The sequence below is a fragment of the Draconibacterium mangrovi genome (assembly GCF_010586825.1).
In the GTDB taxonomy this organism is placed as follows: Bacteria; Bacteroidota; Bacteroidia; order Bacteroidales; family Prolixibacteraceae; genus Draconibacterium; species Draconibacterium mangrovi.
Genome location: NZ_JAAAGB010000003.1, coordinates 14,108 through 38,450 on the forward strand (window position 1 = coordinate 14,108; position 24,343 = coordinate 38,450).

Here is a 24,343-nt window from a genome sequence, read left to right on the forward strand (position 1 = left end):
AACATTTAATTATGCAACACAATTTCGACGAAAAAATAGTACGCAGAGGCACCAATTCATACAAATGGGATTCAAAAACCAGCGACGATATTATTCCGCTGTGGGTGGCCGATATGGATTTTAAAACTGCACAACCAATAATCGATGCACTTACGAATCGTGTTCAGCACGGCATTTTTGGATACACCAAAGTACCCGATGCCTATTACAATGCGGTTATCAGCTGGTTTAAACGCCGGCACAATTTTACAATCGAAAAAGAATGGATGATCTACACAATTGGTGTGGTTCCTGCCATTTCGGCTACCATTCTGGCTCTTACCGAACCCGGTGATAAAGTAATTGTACAGGAGCCGGTTTACAATTGTTTTTTCTCGTCGATTCGAAATAACAAATGCGAAAGTTTTTCAAACGATTTGATATACAAAGACGGCAAATACACCATCGATTTCAACGATCTGGAGAAAAAGGCAGCTGATCCGAAAGCCAAAGTGATGCTTTTATGCAACCCACATAATCCGGCAGGCCGTGTTTGGACCAAGGATGAACTGGAGAAAGTTGGTGAAATTTGTTTCCGAAATAATGTAATCGTAGTTTCTGATGAAATCCATTGCGATTTGGTGCACCCGGGATATACTCATATTCCCTTCGCATCGCTGGGCCAACAGTTTTTAAAGAACTCGGTAACCTGCGTTGCTCCAAGTAAAACCTTTAACCTGGCGGGATTACAGATTGCCAATATTTTAACCTACGACGCTGAGATCCGCAAAAAGATCGATAAAGCGATCAACATTAACGAAGTTTGCGATGTGAGTCCGTTTGCAGTTGAAGGATTGATTGCCGCTTACACACACGAAGATTCGGAAAAATGGCTGGATGATTTACGAGCATACTTGTGGGACAATTACCTGTTGGTAAAAGGTTTCTTTGCAGAGAACCTCCCCCAATTCCCGATTTTACCACTTGAAGCTACTTACCTGGTTTGGATCGACACTTCGGTTTTAAACATTAAGTCGGAGAAGCTAACCGAATTGCTGATAGAAAAAGGAAAGGTTTGGCTCAACGAAGGAACGGTTTATGGCGCAGCCGGAGAAGGTTTTATGCGCCTAAACATTGCCTGTCCGCGTGATGTTTTACAGGAAGGATTGAACAGATTAAAAACGGCATTTGACCAAATTACGGTTTGAAACATTATAAGATAATTGTAAGGATCAATAATAAATTTCAAACTACTAATTACGAGGCGTTTAATCTCTATCCGGGCCTTACAAACATTATTTCAGAGTGATCGTAAAAAATATAAACTAGTAGAATTTAAGCAGAATCAATATATTTGCACCGGATTTGATAAAGTTGTTTATGCAACAAACCTCACATTTTGTTGCCGGTTGGTTAGCCAACACAAACAAACATCAATCCAACGTTCTGTATTATAAGGTAATACTATTTCTACTGGGGCTGACTGGTTTTGACAGCGGGTAGAAGAGACAGGTAAGCATGTCGGGTTTTGGTTGTTGACCCGTTAAAAATAATGATCAAAACCATAATTGGCGAAAATAATTACGCTCTTGCTGCGTAATCTAACAATTTAGATTACACTTAATTCCGAAACAAGGTTTTGGAACAAGACATCGCCCGGATGCTAATGCTTTGAAGCGGTCCGAACCGGCGGTGCAAATAAATCGAAGCTAGCATAAACGAAGCTCTGGCGTTTTTGCGAAATTAAAAGAGATAAGGTAGTAGTTGGTGGCTTTGATCCGGCTGCTATTCGAAAATTAAGTCAGAGATAAACATGTAGAAAGCTTGTAGCTTCCTCGTTTGGACGCGGGTTCGACTCCCGCCAGCTCCACTTTTTCAAATAGCAAGATCAAAAAAACAATAAAGCACTTACATTTAACATGTTAGTGCTTTATTGTACTTTATCACATTAAAGAATAAAAACAAATGTGCTTCTATTCTCGCTAAGTTATTTTATAAACGATGGGGTAACGGACAACATCAGGTAAGCCCAGTGCTGCCCAACAGAACTATCGCCGCCTTTCAGAATTTCCATCGAATCGCCAGCAAACATCGTTGAGTATCCAAGCGTAATTGAGGTGAACGGATTTACAATCCATTTAGCGGAAAGATCAAGTTCGGTACCCAAATAGTTGGATGCGTCGGGAGCAACTTCCGCTGCCGACCCAAAATAATGCAGATGCGCATCAAACACAAATTGATCTTTCGTGTACTTGTATTTCAAATAAATATCGTTTAATCCCACCGAACCGATGTGACTGCCAACATAAAAATAATCCATAAAACCATTGAATTTATGGTTGGTGCCATAAAGTGGCGTAAACGATTTATATTTCTCCGTTTCGTTGTAATCGGCTCCTGAAAGACGTTCATATCCTGCAACAAAGTTTTTATATGCCGCTTCAAACAATACGTTCAACGCACTGATCTTAGCGCCCGAAACGTGTTTCCCGGTTTGGAAATAAAGATTACCGGCCAGCTTCACCTCTTCAACAAGTGTGGTATATCTTCCACCAATGGTTTGACTGTATCGGTTTTTCTGTTCATCTGCCTGCATATACGGGACACCATTATTCAAAAGCATCAAACTCAGTGCACTATTCTCCCACCTTTTATTAAACCATATGAACTGAAGATCTTTGTAGGCATCGGGCCCGTTGTAAATGTTATTGGTAATATCGTTGTTTTCGTTATGCGCAACACCAAAATGTAGTTTAATATCGTCTTCGTATTTAAAAATGGCCATGTCGTGCGAGCGTGCCTGTTGTGCCCATCCCACGTTTCCAAAAATACGATGGTCGTCGTAAACCACTTCCTGCCGTCCGGCTTTTAACGAGAACTGAGGCGAAAATAACACCTCGGCCCATGCCTCGTGTACCGAAAGCGCAAAATCTTCGTTACCCACCAATTGCGGCTGACTCCCCCATTGCCTAACATCTTGTACTACCAGGCTGGTAATAATGTATTCGTTTTTAAACATGGCATTTAGCCGTGTACGTTGCGAGGTGATCAACGATGCTTTTTGATCTTCAACTGCCAGCGACTTGTAACCACGGCTTAATTCGGTTCGTGGTCTGTATTCTCCCGTTAGTGAAAACTGAGCTTTAGCAGCAAAAGAAACACACATAATCACTAGAACCAAAATGGTAATTCCGGAATTCTTCATAATCTTCAGGTTTAGCTTTTATTATTCCTGTAGCTTTACAACAGCATCGTAAGTTTTCTCGCGTTCTTCGGCTTCCTCCATCCATTTTGGCACGATGGTTTTCAGGAAATCCTGTTTCTCTTCGTTCAGTTTTTCCATATCCAGACCGATAAACTCCTGCGCTTTTACCTTGTTTGAAATATCAGGATATGGAATAGCCTTGTTAAATCCAAGATCGGCCAGTAAGCGCGCCAACTCAATTCTTGTTTCCTGGGCAATGGTAATACCGGTTGAAATTACACGTCCCACTTCTACAGGCGAATGGAACGATCCTCCATGGCTGGCTGCAGCGTAATCCCAGCGCCACTGCGCATGACGTATTCCCATCAGGATATCTTCCATTTGAGTTTCGTCGGCTCCAAGATCCCAGGCTTTTTTAGCCTCAACATGAGCACGAACCAACAACTCCTCCAACTTATCGCGGTTTTCGATAATTTTATCCTGGCGTTCATAAACATTCGCCAACAAAGTTCCTGCCTCCTCGCGATGACAAACCTGGCATGAGTTGGCAATATTGTTCAGTGGCGACTGCATATGATGGTCGGTAAATTTCTGACCTCCCTCGCTCTTATAAGGCATGTGGCAATCGGCACACGATACTCCGCGTTGAGCGTGTATTCCGGTTGAATGTATTTCATAGCCCGGATGTTGTGCTTTTAACATTGGTGCCTTGCTCAATGCATGTGTCCAGTCGCTGAATTCCAAATTATCGTAATATTCTTCCATGGCTTCAACACTAAAACCGTTATCCCATGGAAAAGTAAGATACTGTGCGCCTTCTACTTTTTTCTTATCAAAATAGTATTCCACATGACATTGAGCACAAACCAAACTGCGCATTTCCTGGTGACTGGCTTTTGTAACATCTTTACCCATTCGTTCAAAAGCTTCTACCAAAGCAGGACGTGTAATGGTGAGGTTCATCGTTTCATTATCATGACAATCGGCACAACCGATCGGATTTACCACCTCTGCACCTAATTCGGCCCAGGCTCCGGTGTAAAACGCAGCCACCCCCTTATCGTTCATCAGCCGCGGTACATCGGGGCTTTTACACGTCATACAGGTTGCCGGCATCGGTCCTTCTTTTGGAGTCTTTGGCGCTCCGGTGCGCAATGTATTTTGAATATCAGTTATTGAATAATAATGACCTCGCCCTTGATTATAATCCTTCGAGAAGCCATAACCGGCCCACAAAACAACCAGCCTCGGGTCTACCTCCAGCATGTCGATCATTGCATTGCCGTTATATTTACTCCGGTAGCTGGTATCAGCCGTTCCGTAATACGATTGAAACTCGCGGGGATAATTTTGCCCCCACACTTCGTTTCGTGGCTCGAACTTGCCAATTTCTGCTTTTGGAACATTAACGTACGCAGCTTCCGCTCTTCTTTCAACAATTGATGAAGCCAAAAGACCAAGAAAGAAAACCACAACAACAGTTGTTAGAAAAAATATCCACGCCAACCACGGGCGTTTCTCGGTTAGTTTTTGTTTTGCACTCATGATTCTGTTTTAATTATTTTTTATGTATTGTTTTATCCAGTTCGGAACAGGACTCTCGGGAAGTGGTACGCGCGCATTGGGCACACTCGAAATACTATTTACACGACCGTGAGGTACTTCGCGATGACACTCAACACATCGTCGGTCTTCGCGATGTGCTTTATGTGCTTCTACATTCCCAACTAATTTGGGATTTTCCAGTAGTTTCTGATGACAACGTATACAATTATTTTGTACTACTTCAGCACCTTCTTCATGAATATAGATTACCTGAGGCTCTTTTCGTAAGGTGAAAATTGTAGCGTGGCGCAAACCATCTTTTGCTTTAAAATAATATTTATTGAACACATTATTATGCGGAACATGGCAGTCGTTGCAATGGGCAACCTCACGATGAGAACTGTGTGTCCAGGTGGCGTATTGCGGTGCCATAATATGGCAGTTGGTGCAGGTCTCAGGTCGGTCGCTGAGATATGAATGTGCTTTAGAAACATAAAGCAGAAACAAAACCAGACCTGCAAATATGCTTAATACGAAAATTACAGGAAGTTGCCATTTTTTAGGCGGAAGTAGTTGTTTTAACATAGCAATTGGTTGATCGAACTTTTATGCCGTAAATATCTTTTGAATCATACATGAATTTTGTACCAAATGTTACAATTCAGATATATTCAATAAAAAATTCCGGAAAACAAAAAGCTCAGCCTGAAAACGGTTTTCAGCAATTCAGGTTCTGTTTCTCACGAACAAAACCTTATAAATAAACTGTTTTATTTTGGGGGACTTTGGCAACACCGGCAGTAAAACAATAAAAGCTTTGTTATGCTACGCGGTAATTGCAGACTTTATTGGAAAACCAACGAGATTGCAAAAACAGGTTGAGTTATACCAATCGTCAAAAGAAGAATACCCAATTCAGGGCAATACAAATTTGAAAAGAAAAACTTTCGTAAAAACACGTACAAAATCTTTACCCGATCATTTGCGTGGGCGATTTGCCAAAATGTTTCCTGAAGACGGTGCTGAAATACCCCACACTGGCAAAACCACAAAGCTCGCTTACCTCTGTAATATTATACTGCTTTGTACGCAACAAGTCGAGCGAATGATTTAAACGAACCATTTTGATAAAATCGGTAGGCGACTGATCGGTTAACGATTTTACTTTTTTGTACAGTAGCGAAGGGCTAACGTGCATAGCCGAAGCAAAGTCTTTTTTAGAGAACTGCGCATTGGCCATATTTTCGTGAATAACTTCTACCATCCGTTTCAGAAACTTATCGTTGAGTTCGTTCTCAACAATTGTCAAATCATCGCCGCCATTGATCATCTTCATCGCTTTCTCTCTGATGATCTTTCGGTTATTAACTAACGAGCGAATTCGCTGCTGCAGAATAGACACATCGAATGGTTTGGTCAGGTAATCATCAGCGCCTAATCCCAATCCTTTTAATTGTTCGGCTTTTCCGGCCAGTGCCGTTAACAAAATTACCGGCAGATGCGATGTTTCGTATGTCGATTTAATTTTCCGACACAACTCATAACCGTCCATTTCCGGCATCATAATATCCGACACAACAAGGTCGGGCGTTTGCTTTTCAATCAGTTCCCAGGCCTGAACCCCGTTTTTTGCAAGGTATACCTGAAACTGCGGCTCCATTGCCGTTTTCAAAAACTCTCTCAGGTATTCGTTATCCTCAACAATAAGCACTTTCATTTTTGATGCTTCCGGCTCTTCATCTTCATTTGGCACCACCGGACTAAACTCTTGTTTTGTTACCGGCTGTTGCAGATCTTTGTGCTGAATGCTTGCCCTTTCAACAGGCGCTTCATCGAGCTTTTTGGTTGGAATAACCACCTGAAACAATGATCCTTCGTTCAACTGACTAATACAATTTATTTTTCCGCCGTGCAGATTCACATAATTTTTCACCAGCAGTAAGCCAATTCCGGATCCAACAATTTTGGAGTTCACTACATTTTCGGCCCGGTAGTACTCTTTAAAAAGCTGGCGTTGTGCTTTTTTGCTTATTCCTATTCCAAAATCCTGCACCTCCAAAACCCATCGGTGTTCCGTACAATGTAAACTTATATTTACATCGCTATCGGGATTCGAATATTTTATGGCGTTTGAAATAAGGTTATCAACAACTTTATCGATCAGAGTTTCGTCGATAGCCGTATGAAACCTCGATAAATTTGAGATAAAATGAATCTCAATATTTTTACTGTTACCATACGACTCAAACATCACAACCCGGTTTTTAATGGCCTTCACCACATCAACCATTTGCAACGAAATACGTTCTTTTCCAATGTCTGATTTCTGAAAATCCATCAGCTGGGTTACCACATTTAACAGCTTTTGTGTTTGTTCGGTAGCCAAATGTAAATAATGGTGCCCTTTTGAAGTTAGCACAGGCTCTTTGTTCAATTCTTCAACCGGTCCTTTTATAAGTGTTAACGAGGTACGGATATCGTGCGCAGTATTGGCAAAAAAGCGAATTTTCTCCTCGGAATGTACTTTTTTAAGATTCTCGATGTAGTATACCATAATAAACACAACAAGGCTAAAAACGAATAAAATTATCAGTATCCGGAACCACCAGGTGGCCCAGTATGGTGGAATTACATGAAGTTTTATATCGCGCTCGGCAAGAAGTTGAGTATTCGAACTGTCATACATTCTTATCCTCAACGTATAATCTCCACTCGGAATATTTGAGTAGGATAGAATTTTATTGTTGGCAGGTTTTGTCCATTCGGCATCAAGGCCTTCCATTTTCCACGAGAAACGGGCTCCCGGAGATGTTACCCCAATTGGCAGCATTTCCAGACTAATAGTATTCTGAGCATATTTTAACGACAGTCTTTCAAGATCATTTAAAGGTTTTGTGAGCGATGGAGATTCGAGTTCGTGAATTGAACGCCCCGAAACAGTAAGTTCCTGCAGGAATATACTACCGTTATTCAGAACTGGTTTAATTTCGTTCGGATCGAAAATTAATGCACCGTTATTGGTTCCCATCATTAATCTTTCGCCATCAAGCACTTGAATGGCCCTCAGGTTGTACGATACATTACTTATCGCAGGCAAAGCGTTAAAGGTTAAAATCGACCGGTCGCTTTGTTTTAAACGGCAAAGTCCCTGTTCGGTGCCAATCCAGTAATAACCATCCATGTACTTAATACTCGAAACAAAGTTTGATGGCAAACCATCATCCACGGTAAAATTCTCCTGCTTGCGGGTAATAAAATCGTAACGAATTAAACCACTCCCTACTGTACAAAGCCAGGCCACATTATCTTTCAGATAAATATCGTTTACAATATACCCTTCTACAATGGTTTCGGTTCGCCCTGAATTTATATCAAATTCAACCAATCCGTTGGTATTCCCAATTAACAATTTGTTCTCCGTATAATTCAGCAACTTACCCACAGTCATATTCCAATACGACTTGTAAGTGTCAGTTTTAATATCATAACAGATTAAATCTCCACGAACGCCACCAATCCAGAATTTGCCATTTTGATCGTCAATTATTTCAAAAACAAAATTATTCCCAAACTGCCCGTCGGTTGATTCGAGACTCAGGTGTTTTAATTCTGCACCAGTTTTGTTATCGAGCAAATAAACGCCCGATGAATACGAACCGGCCCAAATACGCCCCCGGCTATCCTCTTTTAAGGTTAAAAATACCTGTGCTTGCTTTTCGTTATCGTGATAAAAGGATTTCCATTGTCCCGTAGCGTTATTTCTGAAACTGATTCCGTTATTGGTTGCAAACCAGAAATTTCCGTTACTGTCTTCCAACACGGCGTTAACATCGTTATTTACAAGCGAGTTATTATTATTTGCAATATGGTTGATTTGGGTTACAATTGGGTTTGCCATATCTAAGTACGATACTCCCCCACTGTAGGTACATACCCATACACGGTTATTCTTGTCGCGGTATATATCATAAACACCATTACCTTTTAACGACCCCATGTTGTCAACGTCCTCTTTCATTACAGCAAGAACATCATGGCTGCTTTTATCCAACTCCCAAACACCTTGCCCGTCGATACCAATTAACACCGATGATGCTGTAAAATTCTCGATTGCCAATATTGGCTGGTTGGGTATATCCTCAATAGTCGTCAGTTTTTGTTCCGCTTTACCATCAAACACAAAAAGCCCGCTTCCCATAGTTCCTATCCACCAAACATCCTGCGATTCATCGTGTAAAAAAGAGGACACAGCATACTCCTCACCAGCCGGAAATTTATAAAATGGTTTGTAAACCGACTCATGAATATTGAACAGTTTCAACTCATTGTTTTCAGCATAAATAATGTTTTCGGTATCGTACCATGTCATTGCCAAAACGTTGTTTACCGCAGTGGTTGCCTTAAGCCCATTTTCTTTGCTGAAATAATACAAGCCGGTGGTTGACGAGATCCATAAACGTTTTTCGTGATCGACAAGCATTCCCGAAACACCTAAATAGGGATTTCGAAGAACCCGCGACAAATTGATAAGCAATTCAAAACGGTCTTTAATAGAATTGTATATGAATATCTGTCCGGCATTAGTAAAAACATAGAGTACATTTTGGCTGTAGGTTAATTCGGCAGTTATCACATTTGTGCTTTCATACGGAAGCTGGTAAATTCTGATATCATCCTGAGTATATCGTATAATCCCCATTTTCGACGACACCCAGATAAAGCCATTATCGTCGCCACACACCGAATTGGTTTCACGCAAGGAAATTCCGAATTTTTCGTTGAGGCTATAAAAATGAACATTATTCTTGTTTTGAGCAATAGATAAACCTGCAATCAGCATGCAAAACAGGATTAATAGTATGTAACTTTTTATTCTCATTATTACCATCGGAAATTATTGTAAGCACAGCAATGTTATGAAAAAAGATAATTTCAAAAAAACAAAAACCTTTGCTTACCGCTAAAAAACCTTTCAGTCGGATATCCCTGTTTTACACTAAAAAGGCCTTGGTTTGTACAGCTCAAGCTCATCGGTTTCATTGATTAAACACCAATCAAATACAATAGTCTGATATACCAACTATAACATTCTTTTATCGATTATATCTTTAGTCAAAGTAACACATAACCCTCGCGTTGTTTATGCTGACAGGTTACCATTTCTCTCGTGAACATTGTATATTCGGTTACCTTTCACGAAAGCTTGTCGGTCTTTATCAATAAAATCATAGTTGTCCGGTATCGTGTTACAAGTATCATTATTCCATCACATGACAAAACTAGTTATTTAGGAGCCAGCCGTTTTTAACTTTTACACATTTGATTTATAAAAATGGATAATATTGTTCTTTTTTCTTCCAAATGATCTTTTTCACGTTTGTGGTGAAACAATTTCTTATAGTTTTGTCCACCCAAAAATGAAAATCGTCCACAACGCACCTGCCAGAATTTTATATTTTTGTTCTACATATTATTCAATCGATTCTGGAAACATCCGGTTCAACTTCCTTAACAAGGAGTTACCGCTGAATTAATATTTTTCACTAACAGGCAATAAAACATCAAAATGAAACAATTACTCTTACTATTTACAATCTCATTATTTCTCACTTTACAAGGATTTGCCCAAACTACCGAAATCGTTTATCTGTCGGGAACCGATGCCGATAATACAGTTGATTGGGATTTTTTCTGCACCGAAGGAAGAAACAGCGATACCTGGACAAAAATACCTGTACCTTCAAACTGGGAGCTTCAGGGATTTGGAACTTATAATTATGGCCACGACTGGTCCAATGAAAATAGTAAACTGGGAAAAGAGCACGGCCTTTACAAACACGAATTTGAAGTGCCGCGAAGCTGGAAAGGCAAAACCATCAATATTGTTTTTGATGGCTCGATGACCGACACCAAAGTGAAAATTAATGGTAACTCGGCTGGTGAAATGCACCAGGGAAGTTTTTACCGCTTTAAATACGATATCAGTAAATTGCTAAAATATGGGCAAAACAACCTGCTGGAGGTTGACGTTGCCAAACATTCTGCCAACGAATCGGTAAACCGTGCCGAGCGCCAGGCCGACTTCTGGATTTTCGGTGGAATTTTCCGTCCGGTTTTCCTCGAGGTGCTTCCTGAGGTACACATGAGCCGTACAGCTATCGATCCAAAAGCCGACGGTTCGTTTAATGTGCTGATCGACCTGAATGAATCAAAATCAGATTTATCAGTCACGGTTGAATTATTCGATCTAAAAGGAAATGAAATCGGTTCGCCCGTTCAGGCAGAAATAGAAAAAGGTAATAAAGAAGTCTGGGTATCGGGTAAATTTTCAACTATTAAAGCGTGGAATCCGGAATGGCCAACCTTGTACAACATGAAAATATCGCTAAAAAAAGGCAGCGATGTTTTGCATGAAGTTACCGAGCGGATCGGATTCAGAACCGTTGAATTGCGCAAACACGACGGCTTTTATGTAAACGGTGAAAAAGTGTTATTTAAAGGGGTAAACCGTCACTCATTCTGGCCCGAAACAGGCCGCTCATTGAGCGAAAGGAATCATATCATGGACATCGAACTTATGAAGGAAATGAACATGAATGCCGTTCGTAGTTCGCACTACCCTCCAGACAAACGTTTCCTCGATCTTTGCGATTCACTGGGGCTTTTTGTGCTCGACGAAGTTACCGGGTGGCAGCAAGGTTACGACACTATTGTTGGCCCAAAACTGATTAAAGAAACCATTCTGAAGGATGAAAACCACGCGAGCGTCGTGATTCTCGACCATGGAAATGAAGGGGGGTGGGATTTCAGAAACGAAAAAACGTTCTATGAATACGATATTCAGCGTCGCCCGATAATTTACCCATGGTTATTACGCAACGGTGTTGACACACACCACTACCCTGAATTTGAATACGCCATTGGACGATACACCTATGGTAACGATCCGTTTATGCCAACCGAATTCTTGCACGGATTATACGACGGTGGTCATGGTGCCGGATTGGAAGATTTTTGGAGAAACTACCAGACTTCGCCACTTCATGCCGGAGGATTTTTATGGGTTTTTGTTGATGAAGCGGTTTTGCGCACCGACAAACCGGATACCGTTTTTGATGGCGATGGAAACCACGCTCCTGATGGAATTTTGGGACCTCACCGCGAAAAAGAAGCCAGCTTTTACACCATTAAAGAAATCTGGTCGCCGGTGCAGGTGGAACCGGTAGCCATTGTTAAAAGCTGGAACGGCCGCTTGTTTTTGTCGAACAAATATATTTACACCAACCTCAATCAGTGTTCGTTTAAATGGGAAGCAGTAAAAACAGGTCTCCATCCTGAGGATGAAAAACAGGTTAGTTCGGGAACCGTTAAAAGCCCTGCTGCCAAACCGGGCGAAACTGCCCAGGTAGAAATAGAGCTGAATAACGCACTTGAAAATGCAGATTTGTTCCGTTTTACAGCTATCGGTCCGCATGGTGAAGAACTTTACACCTGGAGCTGGCCGGTTATTCAGCCGACAGACAAAGCAAAAGAATTACTGGCCGAACTTAACACCGGAGGTTCAGATATTTCAATTCAGGAAACCGAAGAGGCGGTAACCGCTTCGGTAGCCGATGTGGCCATTGAATTCAACAAAGCCGACGGAACATTATTATCAGTTAAAAACGGCAAAGGAAACGTATCGTTTACTGGCGGGCCAGTTGCAACAGGTGTTGAGCACGAAGTTACCGGAACGGAATGGAAAATGAACGACGATGGGACTTTCCAGTTTGAAATTACCACTAAAACCTATCCGCGCAAAATAACCTGGACACTTGAAAAAAGTGGTTTATTAAAATTGGTTGCCAATCCTCTTCGTGACGGAGTTTTTGATGTTGATTATGTGGGTATCTCATTTAATTATCCAGAAACCAAATGTACGGGAGTAAAGTGGATGGGACGCGGGCCTTACCGCGTATGGAAAAACCGTTTAAAAGGTAGCGAAATTGGTGTTTGGGAAAAAGAGTACAACAATACCATCACAGGCGAAAGTTTTGAGAATTTGGTTTATCCCGAATTTAAAGGCTACCACGGCAATTTGTTCTGGGCAACACTGGAAACAACCGAAAGCCCGATAACTATTATCTCGGAAACACCAAACCTGTATTTCCAGCTGTTTAAACCTGCAAAACCGAAGCACGTGGCAGGTGGTACTTTCCCGACATTCCCGGAGGGCGATATTTCGTTCTTATATGAGATTCCGGCCATTGGAACCAAGTTCTTCCAAATCGACAGATTAGGGCCAAATGCTAAAAAAGGAATGTTCTTCGAACGCCGTGGCGACGATAGTTACCCGATTAAATTGTGGTTCGATTTTAGAGCCGAGTAATAAGATTACCATATCAAGAAAATGGCTGCAGGATTTATCTTGCAGCCATTTTCTTTTGCGATTCGTTTCCTCAAAAGTGCATTTTTTAATCAGTACCAGAAGATCAAAACCAAATCAAGGCCAATATGTACTGAAAATCAAAGCCGTTAGACTATATGCTGAAGCAAAGCACCTGTATTTGTATTACATATTATATTATACCTCATAATAAATAGTATAATCCGGGATAAAAATCAAAAAACCACCACTCCTCATTCCCCTCTAAACAGCCTTTTCGACCTACATTTTCACAATTTAACAACATTTTGACACCATTAAATATTAATTACAGCTATTTGTAAAAAATTAGAATATTGTATTTTTTTGCATTTTTGTCATACATATTACAAAAATACTTTATATTTGAGGACCTTCTTTTGAAAAACAGAAGAAAATTGACAAACCTGATTACCTGAAAAACGATTAATGAAAACAACAAAACGGTATCTGGCTCTTGATGTTCTGCGCGGTTTAACCATAGTGGCAATGATCACGGTTAACAATCCCGGAAGTTGGTCATACATCTATCAACCACTAAAACACTCGGCATGGAACGGGTGTTCACCAACCGACCTTGTCTTTCCTTTTTTCCTGTTTATTGTTGGAGTTTCTATGTACTTTTCATTTTCAAAATATGGAAATACTTTAAATCAGGAATCGTTTAAACGTCTGGCGAAACGAACAATTTTAATTTTTGCCATCGGTTTGTTTCTCAATTCATTTCCGCAATGGGCCAAAGATTTCTCAAAACTGCGCATTCTCGGTGTTCTTCAGCGCATAGCAATTGTTTACGGAATTACATCATTAATAGTACTCTCTGCTAAAAAATCGTGGTTGCCCTATATTTCCGGAACCATACTTTTACTGTATTGGGGTATCCTGTTCTACTTTGGGCACGAGGCTCCTTTTAGTTTGGAAGGCAATGCAACGCTACCTTTCGACCGTACAATTCTTGGAGAAAACCATATGTATCATGGTTTTGGGATTCCGTTCGATCCTGAAGGCCTGTTAAGCACCATCCCGGCAATTGTTACAGCATTACTGGGTTATATGGCGGGTGCTCTGATCCATAAAACTGAAGAGACAAAAATCCCCCGTTGGCTTCTTCTTGGCGGGCTGGCAGGTATTGCTACAGGATTAGTTTGGGGACTGGTTTTCCCTATCAACAAACCACTTTGGACAAGCTCCTACGTGTTGTATACTGCAGGCTGGGCTTCGATTGTACTGGCAACACTCATTTGGATCATCGACATAAAATCCTACAAAAAATGGACATCCTTTTTTGTGGTTTTCGGAATGAATCCACTGTTCATTTTTGCTCTTTCGGGCTTATGGGCCAAGACCTTAACAAGGGTAATTAAATTCACGAATAGCGAGGAACAAATAACCAACGGATACAGCTGGCTTTATCATCAGGTATTTGAACCACTGGCAGGACCGCTAAACGGCTCGCTACTGTTTGCACTCACGCATGTTGCCTTTTTCTGGCTGATTGCCCGAATCCTCTACCAAAAGAAAATATTCATAAAAGTTTAAACCGTCACAAATTCTATTTTTTAACAGCATACAGAAATGATCTGGAACATAAAACAAACTGTCTTACTACTACTTATACTTTTTGCGATCCGGGGAACAGCTATGGCACAAACACAGCTCACTGAAACCGACAAAAAACATTGGGTAGATTCTGTATTTCAATCTTTATCGGCCGAGCAGCGCATAGCTCAGTTAATATGGGTAAACACCGCAGCTGATAAAAACATAGCCGGTCAGCTAAAAGTAGCTGAGCTGATTAAAGAATACAATCTCGGAGGTGTGATTTTTTTTACCGGCGATCCGATTAAACAAGCTGAACTTACCAATTTTTATCAGGCTTCGGCTCAAACGCCGCTCTTTGTAGCCATGGACGCTGAGTGGGGAGCCGGAATGCGACTTCCCGGTGTTATGCCTTTTCCGTACAATATGATGATGGGTGCCTCGCACAATCCGGAATTGATAAAACAGGCCACCACCGAAATGGCCAAACAGATGAAACGTTTGGGCGTTCAGGTTAGCCTTGGCCCCGTTGTCGATATAAATACCCAGCCACTAAATCCAATTATCGGGATGCGTTCGTTTGGCGAATCACCCAAACAAGTTGCAGCCTGTGGTATCGCTTATATGCAAGGCTTACAGGAAAATAATATCCTGGCCATTGCCAAACATTTCCCCGGACATGGAGATACACAAACTGACTCGCACCTTACTCTTCCGCTGGTTCCATATTCGCGCGAACGACTGGATTCGGTTGAACTGTATCCGTTCAAAGAACTCACTCAAAACGGTGTTGCCGGAGTGATGAGTGCCCATTTGAATGTTCCTAAAATTGATAGTACAAAAGAAATTCCATCCAGCCTGTCGACAAAAATTCTAAACGGAATTCTTCGCGACGAATGGAATTACCAGGGGCTCGTAGTTACCGATGCCATGAACATGGCCGGTGCTAAAAGTTTTGGCGCTCCTGGCGAAATTGAAGCGCTGGCGCTCAAAGCCGGTAATGATGTTATTGAATTTCCGAAAGATGTAGAACTAACCATTGCCGGAATCAAAAAAGCAATTGAATCCGGTTTGCTAACACAAGAAGAAATTGATTTTAAATGCCGGAAAGTATTGGCTGCAAAATACGATGCAGGTTTAAACAAGCTAGCTCCGGTTTCGCGTGTTAATCTCATGGAGGAATTAAACACCCCTCAGGCTGAACTGGTAAAAAGAAAACTGATTGAGGCCTCCTTAACATTTCTGGAAAACCAAAACGATATCATTCCGCTAAAAGGCCTCGACACCTTAAAAATCGCCTGCCTGACTGTTGGAGAAACAGCAGAAACTCCGTTCCAATCGATGCTATCGAAATACACAAAAACGGATAACTTTTTCCTTCCCGAACAATTCACAGAAGAGGAGTTAAATGCAGTAAAAGCAAAACTTAAGGATTATAACCTGGTAATTGCAGGCCTGCATTTGTACGAAAGCAAAACCAGACGGTCGATGCAGGTGGGCAGCCTGCAAAAGGCAAGGCCTAAACGGCCTTATGGTTTAAGCAACGAAACGGAAAATTTACTGCACTATCTGTCTAATAACAAAAAATCTATCGTTGTATTCTTTTCCAGTCCTTACGCCTTAACCGAAGTGCGTGATTTCACTCCTCCGGCCGGCCTGATCATGGCTTATCAAAAAGACTCGCTGGTGCAGGAATTAGCTGCTCAGCAAATTTTTGGTGGTATCGGTGCATCAGGTAAACTTCCAGTTACGCTTGGCAACTACTATAAAATTGGCGACGGACTAAACATCGACAAGGCTGTTCGTATGAAATACACCATTCCTGAAGAAGTTGGAATGAACAGCACACGTTTGAATCACCGTATAGATTCACTTGTTAACGATGCCATTGCAAAACGGGCAACACCGGGCTGCAGCGTTCTGGCGGCAAAAGATGGTAAAATAGTATTCCGAAAAACCTATGGTTATCACACCTACGACGAACGAATTCCGGTTTCGGAAAACGACTTGTACGACCTGGCTTCGGTAACCAAAGTAACGGGTGCACTGGCTGCCGTACTCAAACTTAGCGACGAAGGAAAAATCAATATCAACGATAAATTTTCAGATTACTGGCCCGACTGGAAAAAACGTTTGTTTCACTCGTCGGATAAAGAAGATATGGGCTGGCGTGAAATTCTGGCACATCAGGCCGGATTGATTCCCTACCTTAATTACTGGTCGGAAACAGCGAAAGACGGGCAGCTAAAAAACCGTTGGTATTCCGTTCAAAAAACAGACGATTATCAGCTGGAAGTTGCTCCGAACCTGTTTCTAAAAAACGATTTCAAGAAAAATATCTACAAGGATATCCGGAAATCGAAGTTGAATCCTCCGGGTAAATATGTTTACAGTGGGCTCTCATTTCTCCTGATTCCGCAAATCACAGAAGACCTGTCGGGACAAGCTTACACCGATTTTTTAGATGCCAATTATTACCAATCGCTAGGAGCGTACAACATTACCTACAATCCATTAAATAAATTTCCAAAAAGCCGCATTGTTCCAACAGAATACGATTCGTACTACCGAAATCAACAAATCCAGGGCACAGTACACGATGAAGCTGCTGCTGTTTTTGGTGGTGTAGCAGGTAATGCCGGGCTTTTTGCCAATGCCAACGATTTGGCAAAACTAATTCAAATGTACATGCAAATGGGTACCTACGGCGGTGAACAATATTTGAGTCCGACAACCATGAAAGAATTTACACGTGTTCAGTTTCCGGAAAATAACAATCGCCGGGGATTGGGCTTTGACAAACCTCTTCTCAACAACGATGAACTTAGCCCGGAGCAAAGTTATCCGTGTCCGGGAGCGAGCCCCGAAAGTTTCGGGCATTCCGGATTTACCGGAACATTTGTTTGGGCCGATCCTACTTATAACCTGGTTTACATCTTCCTTTGCAATCGCGTATACCCAACCCGCGAAGGAAATATGCTTGGAAAACTGAATGTTAGAACCAACATTTTACAGGTATTTTATGATGAAATGAAAAGGTAGTGACCCAATATAAACTAACGCTATTAATTAATCATACAACACACTAATGTATTGATTTACTAAATCTTGAGTTATACGCAATGAATGTGAACATTATGAGAACAAACATTAATTTAATTTAAATTCAAAATCCTTATCTATCATGAAGAAAGGCTTATTATTTATTCTTTTTCTGTGCATGGGCATTATGGTTTTTGCGCAGAAACGTCAGATTTCCGGTGTAATACGGGAAGAGTCGACAAATGAACCACTACCTGGTGTCTCGGTCCTTGAAAAAGGAACCACCAATGGTGTTGTTACTAATATTGACGGGCAGTACCAAATTACCGTCAGTGCTAACGCCACCATAAAGGTTAGTTTTATTGGTATGGAACCACAGGAGGTTGTAGTAGGTGATGCATCTACCTACAATTTCTCGCTAAAACCTTCGTCGGAAGAACTGGACGAAGTTGTTGTGGTGGGCTATGGAATCCAGAAAAAAACCAACTTAACAGGTGCCGTTGCATCGGTTAACACCAAAGAACTGGAAGCAAGACCAATACCCGATGTAGGTCGTGGTTTACAAGGTCTTACTCCGGGTTTGAACGTAGTTGTTCCAAGTGGAGAAGTTGGCTCCGACCCCATTTTGAAAATTCGTGGTCAGCTGGCATCGTTTGAAGGAGGTACCGCTCCTCTGATCTTGCTCGACAACGTTGAGATACCTTCTATCCAGCTGGTTAATCCCGACGACATTGCTTCTATTTCTGTTCTGAAAGATGCTGCTTCAGCATCGATTTACGGAGCAAAAGGTGCTTTTGGTGTAATCCTTATCACCACAAAAAAAGGAGCCTCAACCGAAAGCGTAAATATCTCTTACTCTGCAAACCTTTCGTTTCAGAACATTTCGAAAAAAATTGAAATGGGTGGAGTTGAAGCGTTGGAGTATTCAATTTTGGCAGCCGAAAGAGTTGGTGCAACAGCTACCGGTGCTTTTTGGAAAGTTACCCGCGACAGCTACGAAAGAGCAGCACAGTGGGAAGAACAATGGGGCGATGTTGTAAAACCAAACGATCCAATGCTTTACGGACGCGACTGGTATGTTGATGCCAACGGATATAAATTGGGTTTGCGTACTTATGATCCTTATGAGTATATGATCGAAGAATGGACACCAAGCCAGCAACATAACCTTTCGGTTAACGGAAAAACCGGTAAAACCGACTTTAACATTGGCTTTGGTTACCTCGACCAAAATGGTATGATGAAAACTGCCAAAGAAGATGATTTTAAACGTTACAACGGTTCGATAAAAGTTGGAACTGAAGTTAACAGCTGGTTGAAAGTTCACGGAGGATCGATTTTCTCGAAACGTGTAAAAAGATATCCTTTTGCAACAGCATCTACTACTGCCGACCCATGGTTATATCTTTACCGCTGGAGCCCGATTTATCCGTTAACAACTGAAGAGGGAGACCCGATCAGGAGCCCCGTTTCGGAAGTTGCGCAAGCTAACACTGCATTTCAGGAAACCAACTACACCAGCATGAACGGTGGTTTTGTTATTACTCCGGTTGATGACTGGAATATTAACTTCGATTATACATATGCCAACCAGGAGTATATTAACAAAAACCCTGGAACACGTTACACTGCACGTAACAGCTGGAGTTCTGCATTGCCAAAATACGATGAAAGCGGCAGCCGCATTTATGTAAATAACGCCGGCGAACAAGTAGCTTCAACTGCCGATGGTGCGATGGAGGCTTACGAACTGAACCTGCTGACATACACCGGAGTTGGTGCCAACCCCGACCGTGTTTATCGTTTTTCTCAGAACAAAAAGTGGTCAACAATTAACCTGAATACCACTTACGATCTTACTTTAGACGAAATACATAAGTTTAATTTTATGGCCGGTATGAACAGGGTAGCTTATGACGTTGCTTCAAACTGGTCGCAAAAAACGGAACTGATCGATTATAACAACCCTCAATTCGACTTGGCTACCGGTACTCAAACTGCCGGCGGAAGCGAAGCCTGGGAGTCGCAACTTGGATTTTTTGGCCGTATCAACTATAGCCTGAAAGACAAATACCTTTTGGAAGCCAACCTGCGTTACGATGGTACTTCTAAATTCCCTACGGACCTTCAGTGGCGTTGGTTCCCATCGTTCTCTGCCGGATGGCGTGTTAGCGAAGAAGAGTGGATGAAAAATTTGCAGCCGGTGCTTAGCTCGTTAAAATTGCGCGGATCGTGGGGTACAATTGGCGACCAAACTGTTAACAATTCATTGTATATTCCAACCATGTCGGGCGGATACAACAACTGGATTATTGGCGGTTCAAAACTTTATGATTTTGGAACTCCTGCCTCGGTAGCAGCTGCCATTACCTGGCAAGATATTACAACCCTTGACTTAGGTTTCGATGCACGTTTTATCGATAACAAACTGGGAGTTTCGTTCGACTGGTACCAACGCGATACCGAAAATATGATCGTTCCTCAGGAAGGACTTCCAACTACTTACGGAACATCGGCACCAAAAGGCAACTTTGGGTCATTGCGCACCAACGGATTTGAATTGCAGTTAGACTACAATCACCGTTTCCGCAATGGTGTAGGATTAAACGTAGTGGCAACAGTAGCCGATGCAAAAACAAAAATTACCAAATACGGATCGACTCAAGTTGTTGACAGCTGGTACGTAGGAAAAACTTACGGCGAGATCTGGGGTTATGAGACAGACCGTTTGTATCAGGCTGACGACTTTGTATACGAAAATGGCGAATTGGTAACAGTAACATCATCTGATAACAGAAATGTTTATCAGCTTGCTGACGAAAATGCACCAACACAAGGCTATCTGCAATCGGGTAACTTTATGTTTGGCCCCGGCGATGTGAAATTCAAAGACCTGAATGGCGATGGAGTTATCAACGATGGAAGCCGTCTTTTGGATGACCATGGTGATTTGAAAAAAATCGGTAACAGTACACCTCGCTACGAATACAGTTTCAGAATCAATACCGACTATAAAGGTTTCGACTTCTCTGTATTTCTTCAAGGTGTTGGCAAACGCGATGTTTGGGGTAACGGATTCTTCGCTATTCCCGGATTTAACGCCTCAGACGGTGCAATGCCGGAAGCAATGGCGACTGATTTCTGGAGAGAAGACCGCACTGATGCCTTCTACCCCCGCCCTTACAACATGGCCAACAGTAATACTACACTAAACATGGTAAGACAATCACGCTATTTGCTCGATATGTCGTACCTAAGAATTAAAAACATCACTTTTGGTTATACATTGCCGGCTCAACTTGTTGAAAAAGCCAGCCTGAGCAGCCTGCGTGTTTATGTATCGCTCGAAAACTTCTTCACTTTCGATAATTTGCGCGACCTGCCAATCGATCCGGAAGAAATTGCCGGTTACTCCATGTGGAACAGCAGTAACTACAACTTAAGTCGTACAGGTATTGGAACACCAACCTTTAAAAGTGCATCAATTGGTCTTCAGTTAAATTTCTAAAATCGACACAATCATGAAAAAATATAGTTTAATATTAATAACACTGGTCTTACTGGCATTTACCAGTTGCGATGATTTTCTTGACAGACCGTCGCTTACCGAAATGAATGACGAGACCTACTGGTCGTCGGAAAACAACCTTCGTTTGTTTGCCAACGGTTTTTACGAAAATTACTTTGTTGGTTATAACTCATCATGGAGTTCGTCGTACACCCCACTTCGCAGTTACTATTTCTCTGATGATTTTACTTCCCGCGGAAAGCAGGGAGGTTTTGAAACACAGGCTCCATCGTCAAGAGCGAGTACAAGCTCAACTCCCAGCATGATGACAACTTATGCCGGACCAAGCTGGAACTTTTCGTGGGTAAGAAAATCGAATCTGTTTTTGGACAGAATTGAAAATATGGATGCCGGAATTCTTACCGAAGAAGCATACAATCACTGGACTGCAGTTGCCCGTTTTTTCAGAGGTTACGAGTACAGCCGTCTTGTAAGTGTATTTGGCGATGTTCCTTATTATGGAAGCGTTGTTGCAGACACTGAACTGGATGTTTTATACAAAGACCGCGATGACCGTACCGAGGTGATGGATAAAGTTTACGAAGACTTTGAATATGTTTTGGCAAACATGAAATTGTCGGATGGCGATGCGCTATATCTTAATCGCTACACCGCTGCCGGATTTATTTCGCGCTTTATGTTGTTCGAAGGAACCTGGCAAAAATACCACCTGAATAACACGGAAAAAGCAAGCAAATATTTGCAAATGGCTGTTGATGCAGCGGCTATCGTAATGGAATCGGGTAAATACTCTTTTACCAGTGATTTCCGCTCGCTTTTCGGATCTCAGGATCTGGCCGGAAATGCCGAAGTTATTATGTACCGCCACTACGATGCTGCATTGGGTGTAACACATACTGTTGCTTCGTATTCCAATATAACTGAAGGACAAGGTACTGCAGCAAACCTTGCATTGGCAAAAGCATTTATTTGCACCGATGCAAAACCTTACCTGCTTTCGTCGGTTGAAAATGCCGACAAACTGGATATTCAAAACATGGTTGCCACCCGCGACCCACGTTTTGAAGCCACTTTCTGGGATACTCCAAAGAAAGAATCAGCCACCTTATTGTATGCCGATAAATTTATCGACAGGGTTGGCCCAACTTACTATGGTTCAGGTTATCCTCCAATGTACGGTTCAAACACCAATACCAACGATGCTCCGGTAATGCGTTTGGCAGAGGTTGTTTTAAACTGGATTGAAGCAAAAGCAGAACTGGCAACTATAGGTGGTGCAGCAGTTACACAGGCCGATATCGATGCTTCTATTAATGCTATTCGCGAACGCCCATTGGATGACGTAGCGATTGAAAAAGGTGTTACACAAACAGCGCCTCTATTGCTAAGTGCATTGCCAGATGATCCTGCCCGTGATGCAGATGTTCCTGCACTAATCTGGGAGATCAGACGCGAACGCCGTATGGAATTTGTATACGAGCACTCTCGCCTGCTCGACATCAAACGCTGGAATAAAATCGACTACATGAGGGCTTCTGAAAATCCGGATATCATGCGTGGTTTATGGATTGATTTCCAGGCAGAATTCCCTGAATGGCTGATTGCTGAAAAAGAAGGCGTTTTAAGAGTAGAAAACGAAAATGGGACAATTGTTACCTACGATGGTACAAACGCCGCTGAAATGGTGGGTTATTTTGTTCCTGAAAGTATTGCCGAACGCGACGAATTTACTGATCGTGTATATCTTGCTCCTGTAGGAAATGCACAAATCAGTGAATACACTGACAAAGGCTACACATTAAGTCAAACACCAGGATGGAACTAGAAATATAAGCCTGGAATTAATACACAAAGAGGCTGCTTTATCTTATAGCAGCCTCTTTTTTTAATCAATAAAATTATCAGAAATGAAACAGCATGTAATATCAGGTATAATTCTTCTGGCGTACATTCTTTTTACCGGATGCGGAACTACAACTCAAACTTCGCCACAAGAAGTAGTTGTTGGTGCCGAGCTCACAGATTCGTATCTACCGCTGCTCGAGAACAAAAACGTTGGCTTGGTTGTCAATCAAACCTCTGTTATTGACTCTGTCCATCTTATCGATTATCTATTTAACAAGGGGGTTGCCATAAAAGGTATTTATGCGCCTGAGCACGGCTACAAAGGCAATGTTGAACGCGGAGAGCATGTTGATGGAACAACTGATCCTGAAACAGGAATTCCGGTGTACTCGTTGTATGGCAAGTACCGCAAACCAACGCCGGAAATGCTCGAAGGTATCGACGTAATGATCTTTGATATGCAAGATGTTGGTGTTCGGTTCTTTACTTATATCAATACAATGACCAGGGTAATGGAAGCGTCGGCCGAAAATGGTATAAAAGTTATCGTTCTCGATCGTCCGAATCCACTTGGATATTATGTTGATGGACCGGTGTTAAAGCCGGGGTTTGAAAGCGGAATAGGCTTATACCCAATTCCGGTTATCCACGGAATGACGGTTGGCGAATATGCTAAAATGGTGAACAGCGAAGGCTGGCTAAAAGACGGTATTCAATGTGATTTGGAAGTGGTTAAAATGGAAAATTACACCCACGAAACCAAATACCAGCTTCCGGTACTTCCCTCGCCTAACCTGGCCGATATGAAATCGGTTTACCTGTACCCTTCCATTTGTTTGTTCGAAGGTGCCGATGTAAACGAAGGCCGGGGAACTGATACTCCTTTTCAGGTATTCGGAGCGCCCTATTACACACCAAAAGACTTTTCGTACATACCTAAATCGATACCGGTATTAGCATTGCATCCCAAGTTTGAAGGCGAAACCTGTTACGGCTACGATTTGTCGGAAACTCCAATATCTGAGCTTCAAAACATAAAACAGCTTGAAATAAAATACCTAATCGATTTTTACAATAAATCGGATGACAAAGAGAATTTTTTCACGCCGTTTTTTGATAAGCTGGCAGGAACCGACCAGTTACGAAAGCAAATTATTGCAGGACTGAGCGAAGAAGAAATTCGCGAGTCGTGGCAAGCAGATCTCGACAATTTTAAGGAAATGCGTAAAAAATACTTGTTATATTAAACGACTGA

General features: G+C 41.9%; 11 protein-coding genes and 1 other RNA gene. 8 read left to right on the plus strand and 4 right to left on the minus strand.

Going from position 1 to position 24,343, the window contains the following annotated elements; genetic code table 11:
• Window positions 1-11: 11 nt before the first annotated feature.
• Together G4420_RS09560 and ssrA are read left to right on the plus strand one after the other, a co-directional pair.
• Window positions 12-1,187: a MalY/PatB family protein gene (locus G4420_RS09560; RefSeq protein ID WP_163323430.1), complete on the plus strand. Its 1,176-nt coding sequence runs from the start codon at window positions 12-14 to the stop codon at window positions 1,185-1,187.
• A 267-nt stretch (window positions 1,188-1,454) separates the two neighbouring features.
• Window positions 1,455-1,852, plus strand: a transfer-messenger RNA (tmRNA) gene (ssrA, locus tag G4420_RS09565).
• A gap of 114 nt (window positions 1,853-1,966) precedes the next feature.
• Here the strand turns inward: ssrA and G4420_RS09570 are convergent.
• From G4420_RS09570 to G4420_RS09585, 4 genes are all read right to left on the minus strand, one after another.
• Complete coding sequence (locus G4420_RS09570; protein ID WP_163323431.1) at window positions 1,967-3,184, minus strand: alginate export family protein; 1,218 nt, start codon at window positions 3,182-3,184, stop codon at window positions 1,967-1,969.
• 21 nt (window positions 3,185-3,205) lie between these two features.
• On the minus strand, window positions 3,206-4,729 hold the full coding sequence (gene nrfA, locus G4420_RS09575; RefSeq protein WP_163323432.1) for an ammonia-forming cytochrome c nitrite reductase: 1,524 nt from the start codon (window positions 4,727-4,729) through the stop codon (window positions 3,206-3,208).
• Window positions 4,730-4,738: 9 nt separating this feature from the next.
• Window positions 4,739-5,314, minus strand: a complete 576-nt coding sequence (gene nrfH, locus G4420_RS09580; protein WP_163323433.1) for a cytochrome c nitrite reductase small subunit — start codon at window positions 5,312-5,314, stop codon at window positions 4,739-4,741.
• 385 nt (window positions 5,315-5,699) lie between these two features.
• Window positions 5,700-9,569, minus strand: coding sequence for a hybrid sensor histidine kinase/response regulator transcription factor (locus tag G4420_RS09585; protein ID WP_163323434.1), 3,870 nt, complete (start codon window positions 9,567-9,569; stop codon window positions 5,700-5,702).
• Window positions 9,570-10,295: 726 nt separating this feature from the next.
• On the opposite strand from G4420_RS09585, the gene G4420_RS09590 reads away from it, so the two are divergent.
• The 6 genes from G4420_RS09590 (at window position 10,296) to G4420_RS09615 (ending at window position 24,335) form a co-directional block, all read left to right on the plus strand.
• On the plus strand, window positions 10,296-13,097 hold the full coding sequence (locus G4420_RS09590) for a glycoside hydrolase family 2 protein (protein ID WP_163323435.1): 2,802 nt from the start codon (window positions 10,296-10,298) through the stop codon (window positions 13,095-13,097).
• 465 nt (window positions 13,098-13,562) lie between these two features.
• A complete protein-coding gene (locus tag G4420_RS09595) occupies window positions 13,563-14,672 on the plus strand; it encodes an acyltransferase family protein (RefSeq protein WP_163323436.1) in 1,110 nt (369 codons plus the stop codon).
• 36 nt (window positions 14,673-14,708) lie between these two features.
• A complete protein-coding gene (locus G4420_RS09600; RefSeq protein WP_163323437.1) occupies window positions 14,709-17,714 on the plus strand; it encodes a glycoside hydrolase family 3 N-terminal domain-containing protein in 3,006 nt (1,001 codons plus the stop codon).
• 142 nt (window positions 17,715-17,856) lie between these two features.
• On the plus strand, window positions 17,857-21,222 hold the full coding sequence (locus G4420_RS09605) for a SusC/RagA family TonB-linked outer membrane protein (protein ID WP_163323438.1): 3,366 nt from the start codon (window positions 17,857-17,859) through the stop codon (window positions 21,220-21,222).
• 13 nt (window positions 21,223-21,235) lie between these two features.
• Window positions 21,236-23,068, plus strand: coding sequence for a RagB/SusD family nutrient uptake outer membrane protein (locus G4420_RS09610; RefSeq protein WP_163323439.1), 1,833 nt, complete (start codon window positions 21,236-21,238; stop codon window positions 23,066-23,068).
• A gap of 82 nt (window positions 23,069-23,150) precedes the next feature.
• On the plus strand, window positions 23,151-24,335 hold the full coding sequence (locus G4420_RS09615) for an exo-beta-N-acetylmuramidase NamZ family protein (protein WP_163323440.1): 1,185 nt from the start codon (window positions 23,151-23,153) through the stop codon (window positions 24,333-24,335).
• Window positions 24,336-24,343 lie beyond the last annotated feature (8 nt).